Annotated in this window: 14 protein-coding genes; 7 read left to right on the forward strand and 7 right to left on the reverse strand. The window is 61.0% G+C overall.

The genetic code is table 11. The features are described 5' to 3' along the window. Positions 1–104: 104 nt before the first annotated feature. From AB7M25_RS24895 to AB7M25_RS24905, 3 genes are read left to right on the forward strand one after another with little or no spacing between them, the layout of a single operon-like run. Complete coding sequence (locus AB7M25_RS24895) at positions 105–1,595, forward strand: leucyl aminopeptidase (protein ID WP_429385736.1); 1,491 nt, start codon at positions 105–107, stop codon at positions 1,593–1,595. A gap of 60 nt (positions 1,596–1,655) precedes the next feature. Beyond that, positions 1,656–2,084, forward strand: a complete 429-nt coding sequence (locus AB7M25_RS24900) for a DNA polymerase III subunit chi (protein WP_015093639.1) — start codon at positions 1,656–1,658, stop codon at positions 2,082–2,084. An 8-nt stretch (positions 2,085–2,092) separates the two neighbouring features. Then, positions 2,093–2,500, forward strand: a complete 408-nt coding sequence (locus AB7M25_RS24905; RefSeq protein WP_429385619.1) for a DNA polymerase III subunit chi — start codon at positions 2,093–2,095, stop codon at positions 2,498–2,500. 113 nt (positions 2,501–2,613) lie between these two features. On the opposite strand, the gene AB7M25_RS24910 is transcribed toward AB7M25_RS24905, so the two are convergent. After that, positions 2,614–3,381: a sulfite exporter TauE/SafE family protein gene (locus AB7M25_RS24910; protein ID WP_429517660.1), complete on the reverse strand. Its 768-nt coding sequence runs from the start codon at positions 3,379–3,381 to the stop codon at positions 2,614–2,616. Between the two features lie 100 nt (positions 3,382–3,481). Here AB7M25_RS24910 and AB7M25_RS24915 point away from each other — a divergent pair, with 100 nt between their 5' ends. The 4 genes from AB7M25_RS24915 (at position 3,482) to leuA (ending at position 8,751) form a co-directional block, all read left to right on the forward strand. Continuing rightward, a complete protein-coding gene (locus AB7M25_RS24915) occupies positions 3,482–4,372 on the forward strand; it encodes a LysR family transcriptional regulator (RefSeq protein WP_429517658.1) in 891 nt (296 codons plus the stop codon). A gap of 42 nt (positions 4,373–4,414) precedes the next feature. Continuing rightward, positions 4,415–5,794: an exodeoxyribonuclease VII large subunit gene (gene xseA, locus AB7M25_RS24920; protein WP_008053235.1), complete on the forward strand. Its 1,380-nt coding sequence runs from the start codon at positions 4,415–4,417 to the stop codon at positions 5,792–5,794. A 3-nt stretch (positions 5,795–5,797) separates the two neighbouring features. Further along, positions 5,798–6,619 (forward strand): peptidoglycan DD-metalloendopeptidase family protein, encoded by an 822-nt coding sequence (locus AB7M25_RS24925; protein WP_126049495.1) that lies wholly within the window; start codon positions 5,798–5,800, stop codon positions 6,617–6,619. 452 nt (positions 6,620–7,071) lie between these two features. Then, positions 7,072–8,751, forward strand: a complete 1,680-nt coding sequence (leuA, locus tag AB7M25_RS24930) for a 2-isopropylmalate synthase (protein ID WP_007973979.1) — start codon at positions 7,072–7,074, stop codon at positions 8,749–8,751. Positions 8,752–8,906: 155 nt separating this feature from the next. Here leuA and AB7M25_RS24935 read toward each other — a convergent pair whose 3' ends face one another. From AB7M25_RS24935 to hisS, 6 genes are all read right to left on the reverse strand, one after another. After that, positions 8,907–9,698 (reverse strand): amidohydrolase, encoded by a 792-nt coding sequence (locus AB7M25_RS24935; protein WP_429385611.1) that lies wholly within the window; start codon positions 9,696–9,698, stop codon positions 8,907–8,909. Continuing rightward, complete coding sequence (locus AB7M25_RS24940; RefSeq protein WP_429385609.1) at positions 9,686–10,834, reverse strand: pyridoxal phosphate-dependent aminotransferase; 1,149 nt, start codon at positions 10,832–10,834, stop codon at positions 9,686–9,688. The genes AB7M25_RS24935 and AB7M25_RS24940 overlap by 13 nt, the downstream gene beginning before the upstream one ends. Positions 10,835–11,126: 292 nt before the next feature. Further along, positions 11,127–12,596, reverse strand: a complete 1,470-nt coding sequence (gene der / locus AB7M25_RS24945; protein WP_104450781.1) for a ribosome biogenesis GTPase Der — start codon at positions 12,594–12,596, stop codon at positions 11,127–11,129. A gap of 229 nt (positions 12,597–12,825) precedes the next feature. Continuing rightward, positions 12,826–13,977 (reverse strand): outer membrane protein assembly factor BamB, encoded by a 1,152-nt coding sequence (gene bamB / locus AB7M25_RS24950; protein ID WP_104450782.1) that lies wholly within the window; start codon positions 13,975–13,977, stop codon positions 12,826–12,828. Continuing rightward, positions 13,970–14,611 carry a YfgM family protein gene (locus AB7M25_RS24955; RefSeq protein ID WP_429385606.1) on the reverse strand — a complete coding sequence of 214 codons (642 nt, stop codon included), beginning with the start codon at positions 14,609–14,611 and terminating at the stop codon, positions 13,970–13,972. Before AB7M25_RS24955 ends, bamB begins: the two co-directional genes overlap by 8 nt. A gap of 41 nt (positions 14,612–14,652) precedes the next feature. Continuing rightward, positions 14,653–15,942: a histidine--tRNA ligase gene (gene hisS / locus AB7M25_RS24960; RefSeq protein ID WP_007973994.1), complete on the reverse strand. Its 1,290-nt coding sequence runs from the start codon at positions 15,940–15,942 to the stop codon at positions 14,653–14,655. Between the last annotated feature and the right edge of the window lie 16 nt (positions 15,943–15,958).

Raw genomic sequence — 15,958 nt, forward strand, 5'->3', positions numbered from 1 at the left:
CGGCCTTTGTCGCCGGTCGATCCTGGCGCCTTTCTTTTATAAGCAATCGACGCACATAAGGTGTCGGGCGCATGCGTGATAACCATCAATTCAGGGACCCGGACATGGAACTGGTTGTAAAAAGCGTCAACCCGGAAACGTTGAAGACCGCCACTCTCGTGGTCTCCGTCGGCGAAGGCCGCAAGCTCGGCGCCGTTGCCAAACAACTGGACGAACTGAGCGGCGGCGCGATCAGCGCCGTGCTCAAGCGCGGCGACCTGGCCGGCAAGGTTGGCCAGAGCCTGTTGCTGCACAGCCTGCCGAACCTCAAGGCCGAGCGTGTGCTGCTGGTAGGCACTGGCAAGGACGACGAGCTGGGTGACCGCCCGTTCCGCAAAATCATCGCCGGCATCCTCAATACCCTGAAGGGCCTGGGCGGCAGCGACGCGGTACTGGCCCTCGACGAAGTCGTGGTCAAGGGCCGCGACAGCTATGGCAAGACCCGCCTGCTGGCCGAAACCCTGGTGGACGGCGAGTACAGCTTCGAGCAGTTCAAGAGCCAGAAAGCCGAACCCCGCGCCCTGAAGAAAATCACCCTGCTGACCATCAAGGCCGCTCAAGCTGAAGTGCAGCGCGCCGTGACCCACGCCACTGCCATCGCCAACGGCATGGCCTTCACCCGTAACCTGGGCAACCTGCCACCCAACATCTGCCACCCGACCTTCCTCGGTGAGCAGGCGAAAGACCTCGGCAAGGAATTCAAGGATCTGAAAGTCGAAGTCCTCGACGAGAAGAAGATCAAGGCGCTGGGCATGGGCTCGTTCTACGCCGTAGGCCAGGGCAGCGCCCAGCCGCCACGCCTGATCGTCATGCAATACAATGGCGGCAAGAAATCCGAGAAGCCGTATGCGCTGGTCGGCAAAGGCATCACCTTCGACACTGGCGGCATCAGCCTCAAGCCAGGCGCCGGCATGGATGAAATGAAGTACGACATGGGCGGTGCCGCCAGCGTGTTCGGTACCCTGCGTGCCGTGCTGGAGCTGAAGCTGCCGATCAACCTGGTGTGCATCCTGGCCTGTGCCGAGAACATGCCGAGCGGCAACGCTTCGCGCCCTGGCGACATTGTCACCACCATGAGCGGCCAGACCGTGGAAATCCTCAACACCGACGCCGAAGGCCGTCTGGTGCTGTGCGACGCCCTGACCTACTCCGAGCGCTTCAAGCCGCAAGCGGTCATCGACATCGCGACCCTGACCGGTGCTTGCGTGGTCGCCCTGGGTTCCCACACGTCGGGCCTGCTGGGCAACAACGACGAACTGATCGGCCAACTGCTGAGCGCCGGCAAGGCTGCCGACGACCGCGCCTGGCAACTGCCGCTGTTCGATGAGTACCAGGAACAGCTGGACAGCCCGTTCGCCGACATCGCCAACATTGGCGGCCCGAAAGCCGGCACCATCACCGCCGCCTGCTTCCTGTCGCGCTTCACCAAGAACCTGAACTGGGCGCACCTGGACATCGCCGGCACCGCCTGGACCAGCGGCGGCAAGGACAAGGGCGCCACTGGCCGTCCGGTTCCTCTGCTGACCCAATACCTGCTGGACCGCGCCAAAGCCTGAAACCAATGACCCTGGGGGGCATTGCTTTCGGGCAGTGCCCCCAAGGGATCAGGAACCGCAATGACCAAAGTCGACTTCTATATCCTGCCCAGCGCCGATCCTTCGGCACGCCTGGATTTCGCCTGCAAGCTCACCGAAAAGGCCTGGCGCATGGGTCACCGTGTCTACCTGCATTGCAGCGACGCCGCCCAACGCAACGATCTCGACGCACGCCTCTGGACGTTCAAGGGTGAAAGCTTCGTGCCCCACGGCCCCGCCGAAAACGAACCGGATGGCTTGATTGTCCTGGGTCTGGGTGACGATTGCGGTCAGCATCAGGACTTGCTGGTCAATCTCGACCTGAAAGTCCCGGCCTTCGCCCAGCGTTTCGCCCGCGTGGCGGAAGTGGTGGTGGAAGACCCGACGATTCGCCAGGCCGCGCGGGAGAGTTTCCGTTTCTACCGCGAACAGGGCTATCCTCTGCAAGATCACCGTTTACAGCGACTCTGAGCCTTCCAATGGACACTCCAAAACCGCTGCAACAGTCCGCGCACCTGCTGGACGACCTTGAGTCGATCCGCCAATTGCTCGGCGATGACAACCTGCAACCGCCCCTGCTGACCGACACGGTCGAGGAAGGCGATCAGGAACAGATTCCCATGTTGTTCGACGCAGTCAGCGAGCCTTCGCCGCCTGTCGAACCGACAACCCCCACCCCGATCGTTGAACCGGTCATCGCAGCTGCACCGGCGCCTGCCGTCAGCAAGAACCCGGATGACCTGTTGCACCTGGACAGCGAACTGCGCGCCGCCGCGCAGTTGATCATGCAAGACGTGATCGACGATTTCGCCCCGCACATCGAGACCGAAATCAAACGCCGCCTCAGTGCACGACTGGAGCGGTTGTTGAGCCAGTACAACGATTGACCCCAACCTGTACACGAACCGTTTTTTGTAGGAGCCCGGCTTGCCGGCGATGACGCCCTCAAGGACGCTATCGCCGGCAAGCCGGGCTCCTACAGAGAGGGGAACAAATGTGTTCAGGTACTCAGGTAACGCCCGATCAACGCAATCCCGCTGGCCAGCACCAGCCACGTCACCAGGCGCACGAACGCCTCGCGGGACAAGCGCAGGGTCAGCCGTCGCCCGAACCACAGCCCCAGCACCATCGCCGGCAACAGACACACCGCCAGCACCAGCAATGGCAGATCGGCATACACGCCGGCGATCGCAAACAGGCTCAAACGCACCACCGTACTGCAACTGATCAATGCGCTCTGGGTGGCCCGGGCCGCCTCCTTGGGCAAGCGGCTGTTCAGATAGATCGCATACAGAAAGCCGCCGCTGCCAAACAAGGCACCGAACATCCCGCCCACCGTGCCCATGGGCACAGCCCACACGGCAGACAATTGCGTCGGGCGGGTTTTGACCCACAGGCTGTAGATCGCATAGGCGCTGATAAACAGCCCCATCAACAGCAGCAACAGATCGGACTTGAGGTTCAGCAGGAATATCACCCCCAGCGTGCAACCCACCGCCATGCACGGCAACAGCCGCAACAGCTCCGGTTTTGCCACATCCCGCCGCGAAGGCAACAGGTTGCCGAATGCCGCGACGAAATCGAGCAACACCAGCAACGGCACGATCTTCGACAGCGGCATGAACAGAATCAGAATCGGCCCCGCCACCAGCGCGGTGCCGAACCCGGCGATACCGAACACAATGTAGGCCAAGGCGATTCCCGCGCCGATGACCAGCCAGTCCATGGCGCTGAAAGGCCATTGGTTCAACAACGTCAATACGCTCATTGCAGCGTTCCCCTACTTTAAGTTCGCTGACTTTAGCCATCGCTGAGCGTTGCGACTAATATCATCAAAGCCATTAACCCATCTCAAAAAGGCATGCCTTGTGCTTTCAACCCGGCAACTGCGTTACTTCGTTGAAATCGCTGAATGCGGCAGCTTCAGCGCCGCAGCCGAGCGCCTGTTCATCGCCCAATCGGCCCTGAGCCGGCAAATCAAGGACATGGAAGTCCAACTGCAAACCCCACTTTTCGAACGTACTGCGCGGCGGCCCCAGCTCACTCCAGCGGGTGAGGCTTTTTTACCCCGTGCCAAAAACCTGTTGAGCGAGCTGATCAAGGCCAGCGAGACGGCCACCAGGATCGGCAAAGGTCAACACGGCACCTTACGCTTGAGCCATTCCAGCACTGTGCCCATGAGCGGCCGACTGCTGCGCAGCGTCGGCCGTTATCTCGAACATCATCCCGGCGTGTCCATGGACATCGCTCAGTTGGCTTCCGAGGCGCAGTTGCAAGAGTTGGCAGACGGCCGACTGGACATCGGCCTATTGCGCCTGCCAGTGCTCCGTCAGTGTGAAGAGGTGCAAATCGACCCGCTCTACGACGAACCTTTGCTGGTGGCAGTCCCGCCCGATCACTGGCTGGCCAGGGACAAATCCGGGCGGCAGATCAACCTGGGGCAGCTACGCGACGAAGCGTTTATTTCCATCCCTCATCCCCAGCGAGGTGGTCTTAGCTACCTTTCTGCCGAGTTGTGCATGCGCCAAGGCTTCTTTCCCAAAGCAGCTCGGGTAATTTCGCGTAAGACCACGCAACTGCAACTGATCCAGGCGGGATTTGGTATCGCCCTCTTGCCGGAATCGATGCAAGACATTGCGCCACCCAACGTTCATTTCCTGCCTTTGGCAGACCCCGGCAGCCATAGCTGCGTCGCTCTGGCGTACCGCAAACACCCCACAGCACTGGTTCAACAGTTCCTCGAGCATTTGGTGATATAGGGGTCGTGCATTCACTTGAAGAATGCCTTTAAACTGCGCCCCATGATTAAAGATCCCTTTGCAAGACTCGGCCTGGACCGCGAAGTCCTGACCGTCAGCCAGCTCAACGGCCGCGCACGGGTGTTGCTCGAAGACGTGTTCAGCAACATCTGGGTAGAGGGCGAGATCTCCAACCTCGCCCGCCCGGCGTCCGGTCACGTGTATTTCACCCTCAAGGACAGCGGCGCCCAGGTGCGTTGCGCGCTGTTCCGGCAGAACGCAGCACGGGTTCGCCAGGCCTTGAAGGACGGGCTGGCGGTCAAGGTGCGCGGCAAGGTCTCGTTGTTCGAGGGGCGCGGTGATTATCAACTGATCCTCGACACCGTGGAGCCGGCCGGCGATGGCGCCTTGCGCCTGGCCTTCGATGCACTCAAGGAAAAGCTCAGCGCCGAAGGCCTGTTCAGTGCCGAGCGCAAGGTCCCGCTACCGGCGCATCCACAACGCATCGGCATCATCAGTTCGCCCACCGGGGCGGTGATCCGCGACATCATCAGCGTGTTCCGCCGTCGCGCACCGCAGGTGCAGTTGACGCTGATCCCCACCGCCGTACAGGGCCGCGAAGCCACCGCACAGATTGTCCGCGCGCTGAAACTGGCGGATGCCCGCGGTTTCGACGCCCTGATCCTGGCCCGGGGTGGCGGTTCGCTGGAAGACCTCTGGTGCTTCAACGAAGAAGCCGTGGCCCGCGCCGTGGACGCTTGCGTGACGCCGATTGTCAGCGCGGTCGGCCATGAAACCGACGTGTCGATCAGCGATTTCGTGGCCGATGTTCGCGCGCCCACCCCTTCCGCTGCCGCTGAATTGCTGGCTCCGGACTCCAGTGACCTGGTGCGTCGGGTCGAAAGCCTGCACCGTCGGCTGGTGATGCGCATGCGTGACCGCTTGATGCGCGACCGCCTGCGTCTGGAAGGTATCTCTCGCCGCCTGCGCCATCCCGGCGAGCGCCTGCGCCAGCAAGCGCAACGCCTGGATGACCTGGACATGCGCATGCGCCGCGCGTTCGAGCGTAGCCTAAACACCCGTCGCGAACGCTTGATCCGTCTGGAAACCCGTCTGGCCGCACAACATCCGGGCCGGCAACTGGCAATGCTGCGCCAACGCCTCGACAGCCTGGCCGAACGCCTGCCGCGCGCCATCCGCGAAGGGCTGAAGAACCGTCGCCTGCAATTGCACAGCCAGATGCAGACCCTGCATGTGGTCAGCCCGCTGGCGACCCTCGGCCGTGGCTACAGCATTTTGCTGGACGAGCGCGGCAATGCGATCCGCAACGCCGCGCAAACCCATACCGGCCAGCGCCTGAAGGCCAAGCTGGGCGAAGGCGAACTGCAAGTGCGGGTCGAAGACAACCACCTGACGCCTGTCACCCTTTCTTTACTGGACTGATCCATGCCGCGTTTCCTGGCTCCATTGCTGTTGCTGCTCCTGACCTTCAACGCCCACGCCGACAGCTACATCACCCGCCTGTTGAACAAACCAGTGCCGGGCGGCGTGGCGGTGGTCGATCTGGGCCCGTCCGCCCAGGCGCCAAAAGCCAGTTATCAAGGCAAACCCGTGCTGGTCGTGAAGGAGCAGAACAACTGGCTGGCCATCGTCGGCGTGCCGCTGACGGTCAAGCCGGGAGCCCAATCGATCAGCAGCGGCGGCCGCCATCTGAATTTTACGGTTGGCAACAAGAAATACCCGGAACAGCGCATCACCCTGAAGAACACCCAGCAGGTCAATCCGGACCCGGAAAATCTCAAGCGCATCGAGCGTGAACTGGCCGAGCAGATTGCCGCTTACCGCACGTTCAGCCCCAATACGCCTAGCAACCTGCTGCTGGACAAACCGGTGAACGGGCCGCTGTCGAGCAAGTTTGGCGTGCGGCGCTTCTTCAACGGTGAGGAGCGTAATCCTCATTCGGGTCTGGATTTCGCGGTAGGCGCCGGCACACCGATCAAGACCCCGGCCGCGGGCAAGGTGATCCTGATCGGCAACTACTTCTTCAACGGCAATACGGTGTTCGTCGACCATGGCCAGGGCTTCATCAGCATGTTCTGCCACATGTCGAAAATCGACGTGAAGGTGGGGCAGCAACTGGCGCGCGGTGGCGTGGTTGGGAAAGTCGGCGCAACTGGCCGCGCAACCGGACCGCACATGCACTGGAATGTCAGCCTGAACGATGCGCGGGTCGATCCGGCCATCTTCATTGGTGCGTTTCAGCCCTGAATCTTCGCCGAGGCTGATGGCCTCTTCGCGGGCAAGCCCGCTCCCACAGGTACAGCGCAATCCCTGTGGGAGCGGGCTTGCCCGCGAAGGCGGCATTCCAGTCACCAGAAGAATCCAAGGCTGCCGTTTTCTCCAATTGCGCACCACTCAAACCTCGCGCAAACAACAGAACAATCATTGCCAATCACAGCAATAAAATCTCGATAAATACCCGTTCACGAGTATTCCTCTCAATTTTTTTCGACTGCTTGCCATCCTTTCCCCCCGCGGTTAGGGTTGAAGGCATGAAAACCTCTCACACCCTCATTCAGCTCCGCCAGCACAGCAGCCTGTGCCTTGTCAGCGCACGACTGCCGGGCTGAATCGTGGTGCCTCGTCCCAAGCGTCAATCCAAGAACTTTTGATCCACCGGCAGGCCGCCTTTTTTCGGCCCACACAATAAGGATTTCCCGATGAGCATGCTCAAAGACCCGTCTTCGAAATACCGCGCGTTCCCGACCATCGACATTCCGGACCGCACCTGGCCATCGAAAACCATCACCGCCGCGCCGATCTGGTGCAGTTCCGACCTGCGCGACGGCAACCAGTCGCTGATCGAGCCGATGGACGCCGTCAAGAAGCTGCGCTTCTGGAAAACCCTGGTGCAGGTCGGCGTGAAGGAAATCGAAGCGTCGTTCCCGGCCGCTTCGCAAACCGACTTCGACTTCGTGCGTACCCTGATCGAAGGCAACCACATCCCGGACGATACCACCATCCAGGTGCTGACCCAGGGCCGTGAAGACCTGATCGAGCGCACCTTCGAATCCCTGCGCGGCGCGAAGAAAGCCATCGTTCACCTGTACAATGCGACCTCCCCTTCCTTCCGCCGCATTGTCTTCAACCAGGACAAGGACGGGATCAAGGCCATCGCCGTGAACGCCGCCAAGCTGTTCGTCAAATACGCAGCCATGCAGCCGGACACCGAGTGGACCTTCGAATACTCGCCAGAGACCTTCAGCGCCACCGAACTGGAGTTCGCCAAGGAAGTCTGCGACGCGGTGATCGAGGTCTGGAACCCGACGCCCGAGCACAAGATGATCCTCAACCTGCCGGCCACCGTCGAATGCGCGACCCCGAACATCTATGCCGACCAGATCGAATGGTTCGGCCGTCACATCAACCGTCGTGACAGCGTGATCATCAGCCTGCACACCCACAACGACCGTGGCACCGGCGTTGCCGCCACCGAATTGGGCCTGATGGCCGGCGCCGACCGCGTCGAAGGCTGCCTGTTCGGCAACGGCGAGCGTACCGGCAACGTCGACTTGGTGACCGTGGCCCTGAACCTCTACACCCAGGGCGTGAACCCTGAGCTGGACTTCTCCGACATCGACGGCGTGCGCAAAGTCGTCGAAGAGTGCAACCAGATCCAGGTTCACCCGCGTCACCCGTACGTTGGTGACCTGGTGCACACCGCGTTCTCCGGCTCGCACCAGGATGCGATCCGCAAGGGCTTCGCCCAGCAGAAATCCGATGCCTTGTGGGAAGTGCCGTACCTGCCGATCGACCCGGCTGACATCGGCCGCAGCTACGAGGCGGTCATCCGCGTCAACAGCCAGTCGGGCAAGGGCGGTATCGCCTACCTCCTGGAGCAGGAATACGGCATCAGCCTGCCACGTCGCATGCAGATCGAGTTCAGCCAGGTCGTGCAGCGTGAAACCGACCGCCTGGGCCTTGAGATGACCGCCCAGCAAATCCACGCACTGCTGCACAGCGAGTACTTGCAGGCCAACACCCCGTACGCGCTGGTCAGCCATCGCCTGCAGGAAGAAAACGGTCACAGCGCCGTCGAAGTGGAAGTGGCCAGCAAAGGCCAGGGCGAGACCAACCTGCATTGGCGCGGCAAGGGCAACGGCGCCCTGGAAGCGCTGGTGGCCGGTCTGCCGATCCCGGTGGAGATCATGGACTACAACGAGCACGCCATTGGTGCGGGCACCAATGCCAAGGCCGCGGCCTACATTGAACTGCGCGTGAACGGCGAACGTGCGGTGCACGGCGTCGGCATCGATGAAAACATCACCACCGCCAGCTTCAAGGCCCTGTTCAGCGCGCTGAACCGTTCGCTGAGCCAGCCGGAAGCGAAAGCGGCGTAAATCACCGCTGAAATGCAAAAGGCCCTGAGATGCGAATCTCAGGGCCTTTTTTCATCCTGTTGTAGGAGCCGGCTTGCTGGCGATGCTGAACACCCGGTGCATCTGAATGAACGCAATCGCTGGCAAGCCAGCTCCTACAAGGAATGGGAGAGTTGTCAGGTGAACTCGAAGGTATCGGCATCCAGATTCGCCGGAAACCGTGTGCGATAAGCTTGAAGGTCTGCAGCATTCAGAACGACCTGAAACACCCCATCCGCCTCTCCTGCACTAAGCAACGTCTCGCCCTGGAAATCCAGCACCTGGCTGTCACCGGTATAGGCAAAGCCCTTGCCATCTGAACCAATACGATTCACCGCCGCCACATAGCACAGGTTCTCGATCGCCCGCGCCGGCAACAGGCGGTTCCAGTGCTGGCGGCGCGCACCCGGCCAGTTCGCGGTATACAACAACAGATCAGTGTCCTGAGCGTCACGACTCCACACCGGGAAGCGCAAGTCATAGCAAATCAGCGGCCGCACGCGCCAGCCCTTTAACTCGAACTGCACCTGACGCTCGCCCGGGGTGTAGTGGTTATGCTCACCGGCCATGCGGAACAAGTGACGCTTGTCGTAATGCAACACCTCGCCATCCGGGCGTGCCCACAACAGGCGATTGCGATGGCTGCCATCGGCGGCCTGGATGATCACGCTGCCGGTAATCACGGCATCAAGTTTTGCCGCCTGACCCCGCAGCCACTTGCTGGTGGGGCCGTTTTCCGATTCCGCGAGGGTCTCGGACTCCATGGAAAAACCGGTGGTGAACATCTCCGGCAGAATGATCAGGTCAGCGCCGCGAGCCTGCTCCAGCAATGGCTCGAAATGCTCCAGGTTGGCCTGACGGTCGTGCCAGGCCAGGGATGTCTGGATCAGCGCAACGGTCAGGTTCGGCAATGCACTCAGATCACGCATAGTTTTTCCGCCGCTTCACGCAGGGTCTCCTCACGCTTGGCAAAGCACAACCGCACCAGGCGCTGCCCTTCAGGCGGAGTCTGGTAAAACACCGAAATCGGGATACTGGCCACACCATGCTCGCGCGTCATCCACAGGGCCATCTCGACATCATTGAGGTCCGGGCGGATCTGCGAGTAATCGACCAACTGGAAATAGGTGCCGGTCACCCGGGTGAAACTGAAACGCGACGGCGCCAGCAGATCGCAGAACAGATCACGCTTGGCCTGATAGAAGTCCGGCAGCTCTTCGACGTGCTCAGGATGCTCGGCCATAAAATCGGCCAAGGCATGTTGCAGCGGTGTCACACCACAGAAATTGACGTACTGGTGCACCTTGCGCAACTCCGCCGTCAGGGTCGGCGGCGCGACCACGTAGCCGGTTTTCCAGCCGGTGACGTGGTAGGTCTTGCCGAACGAGCTGACCACGAAAGCACGCTGATACAGCTCTTCATGGGCCAGCACGCTGACATGGGGGACGCCGTCGTACACCAGGTGTTCATAGACTTCGTCGCTGATCACATAGATGTCGCGATCGCGGATCAAGGCGGCCAACTGATCGAGTTCGGCACGACTGATCAATGCGCCACTGGGGTTGTGCGGGGAGTTGAGAATGATCATCCGCGTGCGCGGGCTCAGTGCCTGGGCAAGCTTCTCGAAGTCGATACTGAAATCGTTCAAGCCCAGTTGTACGTGCACGCAACGACCGCCTGCCAGCTCTACCGAAGGCTCGTAGCTGTCGTAGGCCGGATCAAACACGATGACTTCGTCGCCGCTGTGGATAACCGCCTGAATGGCACAGAAAATCGCTTCGGTCGCGCCTGGGGTGACCGTCACTTCAGTATCCGCATCCACCTGCGTGCCATAGCTGCGGGCGATCTTCACCGCAATCTGCTGACGCAACACCGGCAGACCGGTCATCGGCGAATACTGGTTGTGGCCACTGGCGATATGCCGGCCAACCGCATCGCACAGGGCCTGTGGGGCCGCGAAATCGGGAAAGCCCTGGGACAGATTGAGCGCGCCGGTCTGTGCCGCGAGCTGAGACATCTGCGTGAAGATAGTGATGCCGACATTCGGCAGCTTGCTGGTGATCATCGGTGGTTCCCTGCTCTACACCCGGCTCTACGGCGGCGCGGGGGAGTCCGAGGATAGCCCAAACGGCAGGCATGAAAAAGGGCGCCTTATAGACGCCCTTCTTCAATTGATCAACACCGTACCTTGTGGCGAGCGGGCTTGCCCGCGTTGGGTCGCGAAGCGACCCCAACCCTGTAATCTCGGAGTGTCTGGCAGACCGCATGTACAGGTATTGCGGCTGCTGCGCAACCGAACGGGGGCAAGCCCCCTCGCCACAACAAGCCCCCACACAAGACAGTGTGAGGGCTTGGACTCAGCGCTTGTCGCGGCGCTTCTTGTCGGCTTTCTTGTGGTGCGACATCAAACGACGCTTCTTGTTGACCTGACGGTCGGTGAGCGTGTTCTTGTTGCCTTCGTACGGGTTCTCGCCGCCCTTGAACTCGATGCGGATCGGCGTACCGACCAGCTTCAGGACACGGCGGTAAGTGTTTTCCAGGTAGCGCACGTAGGACTTCGGCACCTTCTCGATCTGGTTGCCGTGGATCACGATGATTGGCGGGTTTGCACCACCGAGGTGGGCATAACGCAGCTTGATCCGGCGGCTGTTGACCATCGGCGGCTGGTGCTCGCTGACCGCGTCTTCGAGGATCTGGGTCAGGCGGCTGGTCGGCCAACGGGTAACCGCGGACTTGAACGAGTTCTGTACCGACGCGTAGAGGTTGCCCACGCCGGTGCCGTGCAAGGCCGAGATGAAGTGGATATCGGCGTAGTCAACGAAGAACAGCCGACGTTGCAGCTCGACCTTCACGAAGTCGCGCTCGCTCGGCGTCATGCCGTCCCACTTGTTGATCGCGATGACCAGCGCACGACCCGATTCAATGGCGAAGCCCAACAGGTTGAGGTCGTGATCGACCACACCTTCGCGGGCGTCCATCACGAAGATCACCACGTTGGCGTCTTTGATCGCTTGCAGGGTTTTGACCACGGAAAACTTTTCGACTTCTTCGTGGATCTTGCCGCGCTTGCGCACACCGGCCGTGTCGATCAGCGTGTACTTCTCGTCGTTACGTTCGAACGGGATGTAGATACTGTCGCGGGTGGTGCCGGGCTGGTCGTAGACGATGACCCGGTCTTCACCGAGCATGCGGTTGACCAGGGTCGACTTGCCGACGTTCGGACGACCGATGATCGCGATCTTGATCCCGTCTTTTTCGCTTGGGCCCGGAATGCGCTTGGCTTCCTCGCCTTCGGCGACGACTTCTTCCTCGCCTTCTTCCAGCTCGTCTTCGTCTTTCGGGAATTCACTCAGCGCCGCTTCCAGCAACTGGGTGATACCACGGCCGTGAGCACCGGCGATCGGGATCGCATGGCCCATGCCCAACGGGGCGAATTCGGCGCGGGCCATTTCCGGGTCGATGTTGTCGACCTTGTTGGCAACCACGTGGGAACGCTTGTTACGTTTGCGCAAATGCTCGGCGATCATCTGGTCGGCGGCGGTAAAACCGGCCTTGGCATCTACCAGGAACAGAACGACATCGGCTTCTTCGATGGCCAGCAGCGACTGCTCAGCCATCTTTTCGTCCATACCGTGCTCGTCACCGGAGATACCGCCGGTGTCGATCAGAATGTAGGAACGCCCTTGCCACTTGGCCTCACCGTACTGGCGATCACGGGTCAGACCGGACAAGTCGCCGACGATGGCGTCACGAGTCCTGGTCAGGCGGTTGAACAAGGTGGACTTGCCGACGTTCGGTCGGCCCACCAGGGCGATTACGGGAACCATGCGGCTCTCCACTTCGTTATTTCAGAAAATACAAAAGCCGCTGCTAGGCAGCGGCTGGTGCTCGGGGCAATCACGTTGTCATTTGTAGGAGCGAGCCTGCTCGCGAAAAACGCCAAGACACCGCGTTTATCCAGGCCGCCAACGTCATCGTTGACGTCCATCGCGAGCAAGCTCGCTCCTACAGTCCTACAGGTGAAGCCGCTTGGGGGTTAAAACCCAAGCATAGTCGTTACTTGATGGTCAGGGCTTCCAGTTTGCCGCTGTTGCCATACACATAAATCGTGTCACCCACCACCAGCGGACGGGCACGCAGGCCGTCGCTGTCGATGCGCTCGCGGCCGACGAATCGACCGTCCACCTGACTCAGCAGGTGCAGGTAACCTTCCAGGTCACCGACTGCAACGTAGCTGGAGAACACTTCCGGGGCCGACAGTTGACGGCGGGCCAGCGAATCGTTGCTCCACAAGGCTGTGGTGGAACGCTCGTCGACGCCTTCAACGGTACCCGAAGACAGGCTTACATAAACGGTGCCAAAGCCCTGGGCGACACCGGCGTAGCTGGAAGCATCACGCTGCCAGAGCTGACGGCCGCTTTGCAGGTCCAGAGCGGCAACGCGCCCCTGATAGCTGGCGACATACAGCGTTTCGCCCGACAGCAGCAAGCCACCGTCGATATCGACCACGCGCTCCAGCTCCGAACGACCTTGCGGGATCGCTACGCGCTGTTCCCACACCGGTACGCCGTTGGAGATGTCCACGGCAACCACTTTACCGGTCGACAGGCCAGCCACCGCGAGGCGGTTGGTGACGATCGGCGCACTGGTGCCCCGCAGGGTCAGAACCGCAGGCGTGCTGTCGTAGATCCAGCGACGATTACCGGTGGAGGCATCCAGGCCGATCAGACGATCGTCCTGGGTCTGGACCACCACAACGTCACCGTTGTTGGCTGGCGGTGCCAGCACTTCGCTGGACACGCGAGCGCGCCATTTTTCTTCGCCGTTGATCGCGTCCAGGGCAACGATTTCACCCTTGATCGTACCGATCGTGACCAGACCGTAACCAACGCCGACAGCACCGGAAACAGGCAGCTCGAGGTCTTTCTTCCATTTGACGTCGCCGGTGTGGCGATCCATCGCCATCAACACGCCAGTGACGTCGGCGGCATAGATGGTATCGCCATCGATGGCCGGAACCAGCATGTTGTAGGTTTCGCCCTGACCGTCACCGATCGAACGACTCCACTGCTTGTGCAGAACCACTTCTTCCTTGAAGTCGACCAGTTCGGCCGGAGGCAGTTCTTTTTTGCTGTTGCTGCTGCAACCCGCGGCCAAAATGGCCAGGGCCAGCAATGCTGCATGTTTCCAACGAATCACGTCACGCATCCCCTTTGGCCAGGTCGTCCAGCTTGATTTGCAGGCCACCGACCGCCGCTTCATCCGACAGTGCCGCCTTGGCTTTTTGATACGCCGCGCTCGCCTCGTCGGTACGACCCAACTGCACCAGCAGGTCGCCCTTGAGTTCTTCGCGAGTGGCCAGGAATGCCTTGTCGGCATCGCCTTCGAGCAGCTTCAGGGCTTCGTCGGCCTTGTTCTGCGCGCCGAGTACCTGGGCCAGACGCTGACGGGCGATTTCGCCCAGCGCCGGGTTGGCCGGTTTGGCGACAATGGCCTTGAGCTCGGTGGCCGCGTCGTCCAGCTTGCCGCTGTCGACCGCTACCTTGGCCACGAACAGGCTGCCGTACTGCGCGTAGGCGCTGCCGCCGTACTCGCTGCTGAGCTTGCCGGCCAGGTCCGAAACACGGGCCGCATCAGGCTTGCCGTCAGGCGTCAGCGTGGTTTCGAGCAATTGCTGATAGAGAATCGAGGCGCCTTGCGACTGATTGCTCTGATACTTGTGGAACGCCTGCCAGCCGAAAACGATGACCAGCGCCAACAGGCCGCCAGTAACCAGGGGCTTACCGTTGCGTGACCACCATTCCTTCAATTCCGCCACATGTTCGTCTTCGGTACTCGACACCCCAATACTCCTTAATCGCTAATTCGGCTGTTTAGACAGCTTCAACCCTGCACGACGCAGGTGGCCAGGTGCGCTGCAAGCGCATCCCAGGCAATGCTTTGTTGTTCGCCCTGGCCACGCAGGGGTTTGAAACCTACCACTTGCTGGGCCATTTCGTCGTCACCGAGGATCAGCGCGTACAGCGCACCGCTCTTGTCGGCCTTCTTGAACTGGCTTTTGAAACTGCCGGCACCGGCATTCACTTGCAGGCGCAGGTTGGGCAACTGGTCACGAACGCGCTCCGCCAGGGTCAGGCCGGCGAGTTCGGCGGCTTCACCGAAGGCGCAGAGGTAGACGTCAACCTGACGGGAGATCTCCTCCGGAATCTGCTCCAGGGTTTCCAGCAACAGCACCAGGCGTTCGATGCCCATGGCGAAACCAACGCCGGCGGTCGGCTTGCCGCCCATCTGCTCCACCAGGCCGTCGTAACGGCCGCCAGCGCAGACGGTGCCCTGGGCGCCGAGCTTGTCGGTGACCCATTCGAAAACGGTCTTGCTGTAGTAATCCAGCCCGCGAACCAGCTTCGGGTTGATCACGTAAGGAATGCCGGCGGCATCCAGGCGAGCCTTGAGGCCCTCGAAGTGCACGCGGGATTCTTCGTCGAGGTAGTCGGCCATCTTCGGCGCATCGACCAATACCGCCTGGGTGTCGGCGTTCTTGGTATCAAGAACCCGCAGCGGGTTGGTTTTCAGGCGACGCTGGCTGTCTTCGTCGAGCTTGTCCATGTGCGCCGAGAGGTATTCGACCAGCGCTTCGCGATAACGGCCGCGGGATTCGCTGGTACCCAGGCTGTTGAGCTCGAGTTTTACCGCATCGCGGATGCCCAGCTCGCCCCACAGGCGCCAGGTCAGCACGATCAGCTCGGCGTCGATGTCCGGACCGTCGAGGTTGAACACTTCGACACCGATCTGGTGGAACTGGCGATAACGACCTTTCTGCGGACGCTCGTGGCGGAACATCGGGCCGATGTACCAGAGTTTCTGAACCTGGCCACCGCCGGTAATGCCGTGCTCCAGCACTGCGCGCACGCAGGCCGCAGTGCCTTCAGGGCGCAGGGTCAGGGAGTCGCCGTTGCGGTCGTCGAAGGTGTACATCTCTTTTTCGACGATGTCGGTCACTTCACCGATGGAGCGCTTGAACAGCTCGGTGAACTCGACGATCGGCATGCGGATCTGCTTGTAACCGTAGTTATCCAGCAGGCGCGAAACGGTGCCTTCGAAATGACGCCACAGGGGGGTCTGCTCGGGCAGGATGTCATTCATGCCACGAATGGCTTGCAGAGACTTGCTCACTTAAATTCCTTAATTC

Source organism: Pseudomonas sp. AP3_22 TE3818 (assembly GCF_053628995.1).

Coding starts and splice junctions, on each gene's coding strand:
- AB7M25_RS24895 (WP_429385736.1), top strand. CDS start 105: ATGGAACTGGTTGTAAAAAGCGTCAACCCGGAAACGTTGAAGACCGCC.
- AB7M25_RS24900 (WP_015093639.1), top strand. CDS start 1,656: ATGACCAAAGTCGACTTCTATATCCTGCCCAGCGCCGATCCTTCGGCA.
- AB7M25_RS24905 (WP_429385619.1), top strand. CDS start 2,093: ATGGACACTCCAAAACCGCTGCAACAGTCCGCGCACCTGCTGGACGAC.
- AB7M25_RS24910 (WP_429517660.1), bottom strand. CDS start 3,381: ATGAGCGTATTGACGTTGTTGAACCAATGGCCTTTCAGCGCCATGGAC.
- xseA (WP_008053235.1), top strand. CDS start 4,415: ATGATTAAAGATCCCTTTGCAAGACTCGGCCTGGACCGCGAAGTCCTG.
- AB7M25_RS24925 (WP_126049495.1), top strand. CDS start 5,798: ATGCCGCGTTTCCTGGCTCCATTGCTGTTGCTGCTCCTGACCTTCAAC.
- leuA (WP_007973979.1), top strand. CDS start 7,072: ATGAGCATGCTCAAAGACCCGTCTTCGAAATACCGCGCGTTCCCGACC.
- AB7M25_RS24935 (WP_429385611.1), bottom strand. CDS start 9,698: ATGCGTGATCTGAGTGCATTGCCGAACCTGACCGTTGCGCTGATCCAG.
- AB7M25_RS24940 (WP_429385609.1), bottom strand. CDS start 10,834: ATGATCACCAGCAAGCTGCCGAATGTCGGCATCACTATCTTCACGCAG.
- der (WP_104450781.1), bottom strand. CDS start 12,596: ATGGTTCCCGTAATCGCCCTGGTGGGCCGACCGAACGTCGGCAAGTCC.
- bamB (WP_104450782.1), bottom strand. CDS start 13,977: ATGCGTGACGTGATTCGTTGGAAACATGCAGCATTGCTGGCCCTGGCC.